9 protein-coding genes are annotated in these 7885 nt (G+C 40.1%); 8 read left to right on the top strand and 1 reads right to left on the bottom strand.

All coding sequences use genetic code 11. The annotated features are described in order from the left end of the window. Positions 1-318 precede the first annotated feature (318 nt). The 8 genes from AB4153_RS21550 (at position 319) to AB4153_RS21515 (ending at position 5477) form a co-directional block, all read left to right on the top strand. Positions 319-1224: a hypothetical protein gene (locus AB4153_RS21550; RefSeq protein WP_371998625.1), complete on the top strand. Its 906-nt coding sequence runs from the start codon at positions 319-321 to the stop codon at positions 1222-1224. Then, entirely contained in the window at positions 1221-1883 is a 663-nt protein-coding gene (locus AB4153_RS21545; RefSeq protein WP_371998624.1) for a hypothetical protein, read from the top strand. Before AB4153_RS21550 ends, AB4153_RS21545 begins: the two co-directional genes overlap by 4 nt. Before the next feature lie 141 nt (positions 1884-2024). Further along, the gene (locus AB4153_RS21540) at positions 2025-2450 is read left to right on the top strand and encodes a hypothetical protein (protein ID WP_371998623.1); all 426 of its coding nucleotides are present in this window, start codon (positions 2025-2027) and stop codon (positions 2448-2450) included. Positions 2451-2457: 7 nt separating this feature from the next. Next, positions 2458-2610, top strand: a complete 153-nt coding sequence (locus AB4153_RS21535; RefSeq protein WP_371998622.1) for a hypothetical protein — start codon at positions 2458-2460, stop codon at positions 2608-2610. Between the two features lie 253 nt (positions 2611-2863). Next, positions 2864-3226 carry a hypothetical protein gene (locus AB4153_RS21530; protein ID WP_371998621.1) on the top strand — a complete coding sequence of 121 codons (363 nt, stop codon included), beginning with the start codon at positions 2864-2866 and terminating at the stop codon, positions 3224-3226. A gap of 68 nt (positions 3227-3294) precedes the next feature. Beyond that, the gene (locus AB4153_RS21525) at positions 3295-3801 is read left to right on the top strand and encodes a DUF2726 domain-containing protein (RefSeq protein WP_371998620.1); all 507 of its coding nucleotides are present in this window, start codon (positions 3295-3297) and stop codon (positions 3799-3801) included. Positions 3802-4098: 297 nt separating this feature from the next. After that, complete coding sequence (locus tag AB4153_RS21520; protein ID WP_371998619.1) at positions 4099-4326, top strand: hypothetical protein; 228 nt, start codon at positions 4099-4101, stop codon at positions 4324-4326. Positions 4327-4403: 77 nt separating this feature from the next. Further along, positions 4404-5477 carry a DUF6765 family protein gene (locus AB4153_RS21515; protein WP_371998618.1) on the top strand — a complete coding sequence of 358 codons (1074 nt, stop codon included), beginning with the start codon at positions 4404-4406 and terminating at the stop codon, positions 5475-5477. 486 nt (positions 5478-5963) lie between these two features. Here the strand turns inward: AB4153_RS21515 and AB4153_RS21510 are convergent, their stop codons facing one another. Then, on the bottom strand, positions 5964-7568 hold the full coding sequence (locus AB4153_RS21510) for an integrin alpha (protein WP_371998617.1): 1605 nt from the start codon (positions 7566-7568) through the stop codon (positions 5964-5966). Positions 7569-7885: the final 317 nt, after the last annotated feature.

Here is a 7885-nt window from a genome sequence, read left to right as displayed (position 1 = left end):
ATCCTACTTGATAAAGGCGCTGATAAAGCGATCAAAAATGATAGTGATAAAAATGCACTAGATTACGCACTTGAAAGTAGCTTTCATAAAGGCTGTCCAAAGCTCGCTGAATTACTAAATTAAGCTGTATTTTTAGGTCGCTGGTGTCATGACATAGTGCCACCTGCAAGCATGCCCAAACAACTTAACAGCTACAGAGATATAGATATCGGGATTGATAAATCTAAGAATAAGATAGCAAAAACAGAAGTGAGTATCCCCCCAATGACAGGGCAATTTTACTGACTTTAAAAATAAAACAATGCGAAGGAACGTAAATTGAGAATCTTTACCTTACTACAAAAGGCCTATCTATTTGAGTGGCTTTTCTCTTCAATTAAAGCGGGAATTGTCGCTTTAACCTTGTCACTTTTTTTTGGTTTATTTCATGAAAATTGGTTTTTCATGCCTGCCTTTTGGGGGTTCTGGATACCTTGCTTAGTGTTTTCGGCGATTTCAAGTTGGAAGGGAAGACAAGCTTTGCAACCTTTATCGGACGTGGCAGCAACGTTTTCAGGAAATGCATCAGAAAAGCAAAAAAAACGGGCCTATGAAGTACTCAAAGGTGAATTAGATGAACTTGAATCAGTTGATTTTGATGACGAAGAAGAATTAGAAACCAAGGCCTGTGCGATTGAAAACAAAGCCGAAATGAAGCGACTGCTAACGGCTTTGGTCAATGCGGGACTGATTGACTTAACATCAGAGGTGAAAGAGCAAGTGAAAGAGTACATCGAAGACTACGATCTGCGTAACGATCTTCTTTGCAAAGAACACTTTGTGCAGGAAGTATTGTCACACAAAAGTATCATTTGGCAAGGCGGTGATATTTTTGAGCCTGATGAATACTATGCTGAAATGATGGAGACGGTTGCCAGTCTTGCAACCGAGCTAGAAATTACCAATATTCATTGCAAGTTCGACGAAGATAAAAAAAGTGTGGAGCTAACATTTGACTCTAGTAAGGGAGCTCAACATTGGCTGTTTAAACAGTTTACTCGCTCAGTGTCTGAAAACTTTATTATTCATCTAGCATTAATGCTGAAAAAAGAAGCCAGCTTGGCTATGGGATTGCTCGATATTATTGAGGATGACGAAGCGGCATGGGCAATACTACTACCTAAACAATCATTGTATTCATTGTCTCAACAAGGTGTTATCTCTGGTAAGGAGGTCGTACTATGAGTTGGTACTTCTATTTATACATTGCGCTGTTTGCGTCCTATCAAGTCTATGTCATCAAAGGTAGTTGGCTTGCTGAAGAACGGGACTTTTGGTGGGGTACCTTACATGCTTTCTTACTGGTGTCAGCAGGCGTAGTGTTCGCCGATTATGCAAATTGGCTAACTTTCCCTCAACAGTGGATTGTGGCTGCGATTACATCGTCATCAATCATTTTAATTGTCGGCCTTGTCTTAGCCCAAGAGTTTCACGCTTTTTATAACCCAGATGATTTAGATGCTGCCGAAGATGAGGACAAATTACCACAACAAACAGGCCCCAAAGTTGTAACTCCAAACTCAGTTTATTCATTCAGTGAACTAGTTGGCGCAGACAATGAAGCCGACTTAGCACAGCCGCTCGATATTGACCAATATCGCCCCGTGTCTGATCCCGCTGAAATGGGAGCTGCAATTGGTAAGCTGTTTTCTTCAAGTTCAACAGACGATGAACTTGCGCAAGCACTCAATAAATTGGGCAGTGCAAATGAAGAGGACGATGACGAAGAAGCTGGTTCAGGCTTTCATTTTGTTGGCACAACGATCGTTTTCGCTTGTTTAAGCCCAGCTATTTACATTGCTTGGCTTGTGCTGGTAGATAATATTCAAGGCTTATTGAATTAACATTCGGTTGGTGAAATAAAAAGAGCCACCATTTGGTGGTTCTTTTTCAATAAGCAAATGGTGGCAGAGTCTGATCCCCCTACTAATGATGGGTGGCCATGTTATTGGATGACTCCCCATTTATTAAGGTTATACTGAACTATGAGCCGTTTTTATCAATTTTTTGTAGTGATTTTTACTGTGTCTACTGTGGCGCAGCTATTAATCAGGCCGGATAGGGTTATTGATGATGCAATTAATGCAATGAATAGCAATTCTCGATTCGCTGTCAATACTGGTGGTGGGTATGATTTTAAGGATATCCCCGTTAAAGGTGTTTTAGGACCCTTTTATCAATGTTTAAAGGCTTATGAAAAGATAAATAGTCACAGACGTGAAAATGGAAAGTACAGAAGTTTATCATTGTCCGTTGGTGATGATATTGTATTATCAATAGAGCTATATGGAGTAGAAGCTCACTCATTTCATGCAACTTTTATACAGGATAAAAATAAACAACGTACAAATCACTATAACATTAATTGTGATATATCGCTTTTACAGAGCAGTATTGAGGAGCATCAGTAAGTGAGTTGTGGAAGTTGAGGGGGAGTCTCAGGGAACCCCACCTATTGCAAACCTATGGTTACTCAAATCAGCCAATATCGAAAACAGCGCAGCACTAGCAGACAAGCTATGTAATCAACTCATATTCGCACCGATGCAATACAGCAGAGAAGACGCCTAACTAAAAAAGCAAAACAAAAAGAAGCCGCATGTGCGAGCGCAAATTAGCAATGACGAATCTAACACACTATTTTTAAATGATTTTAATCACAGGTTGATGCTTAAAGGCATTGCACTTTTAAGACCAAATAGCGTAATCTATAACCAGTAAAAACAAACGCAGGCCAAGCTCTTAATCCAATAAGAGAACGCCTTTCAGGGAAGAAGAAGCCAATCATTCGCTTGTTTCACTTAAAGGATTATGTGATTACATTATGTTAAGAACCCTATGTGCTTTATTTCTCTTTTTTAGCTCAATAGTACATTCAGAAACTGAGCTTGAAATTGAAGAAGGCGTTAGCGAAAAAGCAGTAAAGGCAATTGTCAGCAATTTCGAACAAGGGTTTCCACAATATTATTTAGGCATGTATGTTGGCACATTGAAAAAGGCTGCCGTATGTAGGATTGGACGTGATAAAGATGGAGTATTTTTAGTTCGTACTGGTTGCCATGATTATGGCTACAGGAGTTACGAAGTTAGATATCGTTGCCCACATATCGATGCAGAATGCTTTTGGGAACTTGGCAGCGAAATGGCAATAGTGCACATAAGACGACCATCTATTCAAAATCGATAGTAATAAGCGCCTTTCAAAGATAAAAAATTAAGTTCTCTCTGACCACTTGTTCAATTCAAGGATGAATAATGGATTTCACCTACCTTATTTTAGCATTTGTATTTATCGTGCTTATTAGGCTATTTATCGCCCTTATTAGCCGCCCTCAGCAATTAAATTATCGCCGTAAAACCAAGTTATTCAGCCATGCAGAACGCTCATTCTTGGGTGTGCTTGATACCGCCTGTGCAGATCAATATCGTGTATTTGCCAAAGTACGGGTTGCCGATGTGCTTACCCCAGAAAAAGGCTTAAACCGTAGCAACTGGCAAACCGCATTTAATCGGATTTCAGCCAAGCACTTCGACTATATATTGTGTAAACCCGACACCATGGAGTTTGTTGCAGCCATAGAGCTAGATGATAAAAGCCATAACAGCAAACAAGCTCAAAAACGTGATGCACTCATTAATGAAGCTTGCGAAAGTGCCCAACTACCGCTCATACGATTTCCAGCCAAAGCGAGATATTCGGTGCAAGAAGTAAAACAAGTCATAGAGCAGTCTTTAACGCCTGAAATCAAAGGTAGTCTTTAGCAATCCCTATCGCTACCGCACAATTAACGATACACAATGTAACACCTTATTTTTATATGATTTAATTTCAAACTTTCGGACAAAACAGTGCGCTAACCCATTGCAATTGGTTAAAAAAATAGCTTATTGTATAACCAATAAAAACAAACGCAGGCCAAGCTCTTAATCCAATAAGAGAACGCCTTTCAGGGAAGAAGAAGCCAATCATTCGCTTGTAAAAGCCGGTTCATTTGAACCGCACAAGCACAAAATGAAAAGATTACTTTGCCCCTCATCAATTCTTATTAATGAGCTTATATGTCTACACAAGACTTAGTAATGAAACTTTCAGAGATGTACCAACAAGCACTTAAGGGAGAGAAATCTACCATGGTCCATTTATTTGGAGTGCGTTATGCCACTGAAATTAGATGCTCTACAGCCAGCCCTAAAGAGATCGCTCAGTTAGCTAACATATCTGAAAATTATGGTGTTGAAATTAATAAAGGCATCAAATTATCCAAGTATCTAGTAGAAAAGTCATAGATCTTGAGTGCACTTTGTGATCATTAATTCTTAACGAATAACACACTTAGCATAAATCAATAATCAGGGAAGACAATATGCAAATTGATGGACACCATACACTAACTTATATCGCTGCAAGATTTGCTGGTTTTAATAACAATGAAGCGCAAGTGATTGCTTATAGCGCTCAATATGTCGATGACGCGACAAATTCTGGTGTAATAAAGTTCACTAATGGCGCAATGTACTCCAGAATCTCATCTGCACATAAAATGCTCGATTATAGAAATTCTGAAGAATTAGCTAATCACCAAGTCTGGGCACCATTTCACTTCTTACCAGGTAATGCTGGTTTGCCAGCAGGGCAAAACCCTACAGGGAGCTTTATTAATAAGTTAGTGTGCCAACCAGATAGTTACGTAGCTCGCGATATGCTTAGACTTGCCGTGGCAGATCAAAGCAAACCATACGCGTTACATAGGTTAGGCATAACAATGCATGTGTATGCCGACACTTTTACACACTATGGTTTTACTGGAAACAATCATAAAATCAATGAGGTATCAGAACTAACAAGTAACGATCCTGAACTAGATGGCAGTTGGCTCGACAAAATTTCAAATTGGTTTGTAAGTAATGCATTTCCACTTGGGCATGGCGCGGCACTTAGCCACCCTGATAGACCATATATTACTTGGAAATATAAGAATGGCTTGCAAGAAGAAATACAGCGTGACAATCCAAAGTCATTTTTAGAAGCAACAAATATGATGTGTCGTGCAATGAAGTGTTTCCTAAGTAATGATCAGATTCTTGACCTAGATGGTGTTGAGGGGATTCCCCAAGAGGATCTCAACACTATCAGTGAAATGCTCAAAACAATTGATGATAAAGATGGTGAAACAAGGCATGCTAAATGGCTAAAAGCCATAGAAGATGCAAAATTTTCATTTGGTTCAGAAAAAATCAATTACATCCCTAAAGGGGTTGGTTCTTGGAAGTACGAGTCGATTAAACAACAGAAAAGTAAAGATTCTGATGATGATGAATTTGAATATAGCCCTAATTTCTTAACATCTGATTGGAAACTATTCCATGATGCACTGCAAGCTCATAGACTCGACATCCTACACGATGTACTACCCAAGTATGGAATTTGTGCTGCTTAAATATTCCTAAAAAATAAGTGGTGGCAGTTACTGCCCCACTTACTTTAAGTCGATGCAAAACAGCAGAGAAGACGCCTAACTATAAAAGCAAAACAAAAAGAAGCCGCTTGTAAGAGCATAAATTAGCAACGTCGAATCTAACACCCTACTTTTAAATGATTTTATATCAACTTTTCAGACAAAACAGTGCGCTAAGCCATTGCAATAAACAGAACCAATAGCGTAATGTATAACCAATAAAAAACAAACGCAGGCCAAGCTCTTAATCCAATAGGAGAACGCCTTTCAGGGAAGAAGAAGCCAATCATTCGCTTGTAAATTACAGTTCATTTGAACCGCACGAGCACAAAGTGAAAAGTTTACTCAGCCCCACTTATTTTTTATTATTAGCCGCTAAAATCATGCTGATTAAGCGGCCGCTTGAGGGCAAATATGTATGCAACTTACCCTCTATACGCGGTTGATTACCACATAACCAGCAGATAATTAAGGGCAAACGAGCGCATAGGCTGTACTGCCCTCGTCACTCATCTCTAGTTTCGCGTTTGCATCTTTAATAATACACCGGCCATCAGCTGCTTTGGCGGTGATATTAACCCCGTTATGTTCAAAAGCTTTTAGCTGGCATTGCTCTAGACTTAATGCCCCTGTCACCATTTGGCTAGCGTGATCCCAATTGCTAAACAGGGTATTGCCACCACTCCAAAAGGTTTGCTCATCTTGAGGTGTGATACTACAGCCTTGAAAATTCAATACATACATACCGCCAGTGCCATTAGCGCCGCCGCCCATGTTAATTCTAAAATGAGTATTTGAAATACCAACAAAAGACATCGACCGTGAGAAACGCTCATTGGCTTGTAACGATAAATCAAACCCACCTTCTTCACTGTTTATTCGGGTAAAAGTTTTAACGGTTTTATCTGCATTTAAATAGATGATGTAACCAACACCATCAGCATATTGATTAGCGCCCGTTACCAAATCTGGGATACCGTCTCCGTTTAAATCACCCGTTGCGACCAAAGCATGACCAAAATGTCCGCCACTGGTACCGTTGGGGTTTTCATCGGTTGATATCGTTTCATTAAATCCCGATAAACCTGGTGCAACTTTTAACTTATCAACCACCTGATTGGTTTCGCTATCAAGCGATAAAATCCAAATAGCGCCAATGCCGCCGTCAGACTGAAACGCACCCACTGCAAGTTCTTTGTTGCCGTCGCCATCTAAATCACCCAGTAGTGCTGACTCTCTACCGCCAAAATCATCCCCCTCAGTAAGCCCTTCACCAAAGCCGCCATAATATTCACCTATGGTAACTATGTCGTTGTATATCACTTCTGAGCTTTCATCAAAAAATAACAAATGAATAGCACCACCATTAGTATGGCCTGGATCTGCCGCCACAATATCGATTCGGCCATCATCATTTAAATCGCCAACCGCGCTTAATCCAAATGCAGTAATGTCAGTATTTTTCACCATCGACTTAACGGTGCCATTGCTATTAAGGTGCAAAATATACACTGTATGCACGTCATTACTGGCAGGGGCTGACACAGCAATATCTGGAATGCCATCACCATCATAATCACCAATGCCTGCCACGCCATAGCCAAAGAAACTACCAGCAAATAATTCACCGTCAAAATTACCTGTTAATGCTGATATTTTTTGATTGCTTTTCACCGTTCCATCTTCATTCATAAAGAGGATGTATACCGCTCCAGCATCTGTTGCACCATCATCATCAGAACGAGCGCCAACAACTAAATCACTGATGCCATCACCATCAATATCCCCTACTTTGTCATGATCTCGACCAAAGCGGTCGCCACTATCAATATTGCCTTCAAAACCACTTTCACCGTCAACAATTTTGATAACATCGCTTGGGCCAAAAAACGCCATAGCTTCGCCTGGTGAAGGGGTTAACGGCCCTTCGGTTTCTGGTGGTGTAGTTTCTGGCACTGTAGGGATCGGCTCAGTGCTGACTGTGTCATCCTGATCACTCCCCCCGCCACAAGCTTGTAAGCCCATAAGAAGTAATAATAACGCCAGCTGTAAGCTCAAATTTCTTGTCAACATCTTTACTCTATATCTCATCTGGTTCGCTGGAATAAATAACAGCACTTAATAAGGCTCAATGTTTCAATGCCTTGGGTTTGAATAATTATTGCATACAAGGCAAAAGCCAAATGTAAAGCCAATGTAAAGAGGATGTAAAAGAACGTAAGCTTGGGTAAAGACGCATAGATTGTTAAATAACAGGAATAAGTGAATTAAGCAGGGCTTAAGTAGAGCCAATAACTTTGGGTGGCCATGTTATTCTCTAAAAGCAAAACAAAAAGAAGCAACGCTTGCCAGCCCACACAAACGATATAAAATCTAACACACTATTTTTA

Source organism: Shewanella sp. 10N.286.52.E4 (genome assembly GCF_041468785.1).
Lineage (GTDB): Bacteria > Pseudomonadota > Gammaproteobacteria > Enterobacterales > Shewanellaceae > Shewanella > Shewanella electrodiphila.
Note: the sequence above shows the minus strand (reverse complement) of the source record. Positions and strands in the feature narration are given on the sequence as shown.

Coding starts and splice junctions, on each gene's coding strand:
- AB4153_RS21545 (WP_371998624.1), top strand. CDS start 1,221: ATGAGTTGGTACTTCTATTTATACATTGCGCTGTTTGCGTCCTATCAA.
- AB4153_RS21540 (WP_371998623.1), top strand. CDS start 2,025: ATGAGCCGTTTTTATCAATTTTTTGTAGTGATTTTTACTGTGTCTACT.
- AB4153_RS21530 (WP_371998621.1), top strand. CDS start 2,864: ATGTTAAGAACCCTATGTGCTTTATTTCTCTTTTTTAGCTCAATAGTA.
- AB4153_RS21525 (WP_371998620.1), top strand. CDS start 3,295: ATGGATTTCACCTACCTTATTTTAGCATTTGTATTTATCGTGCTTATT.
- AB4153_RS21520 (WP_371998619.1), top strand. CDS start 4,099: ATGTCTACACAAGACTTAGTAATGAAACTTTCAGAGATGTACCAACAA.
- AB4153_RS21515 (WP_371998618.1), top strand. CDS start 4,404: ATGCAAATTGATGGACACCATACACTAACTTATATCGCTGCAAGATTT.
- AB4153_RS21510 (WP_371998617.1), bottom strand. CDS start 7,568: ATGTTGACAAGAAATTTGAGCTTACAGCTGGCGTTATTATTACTTCTT.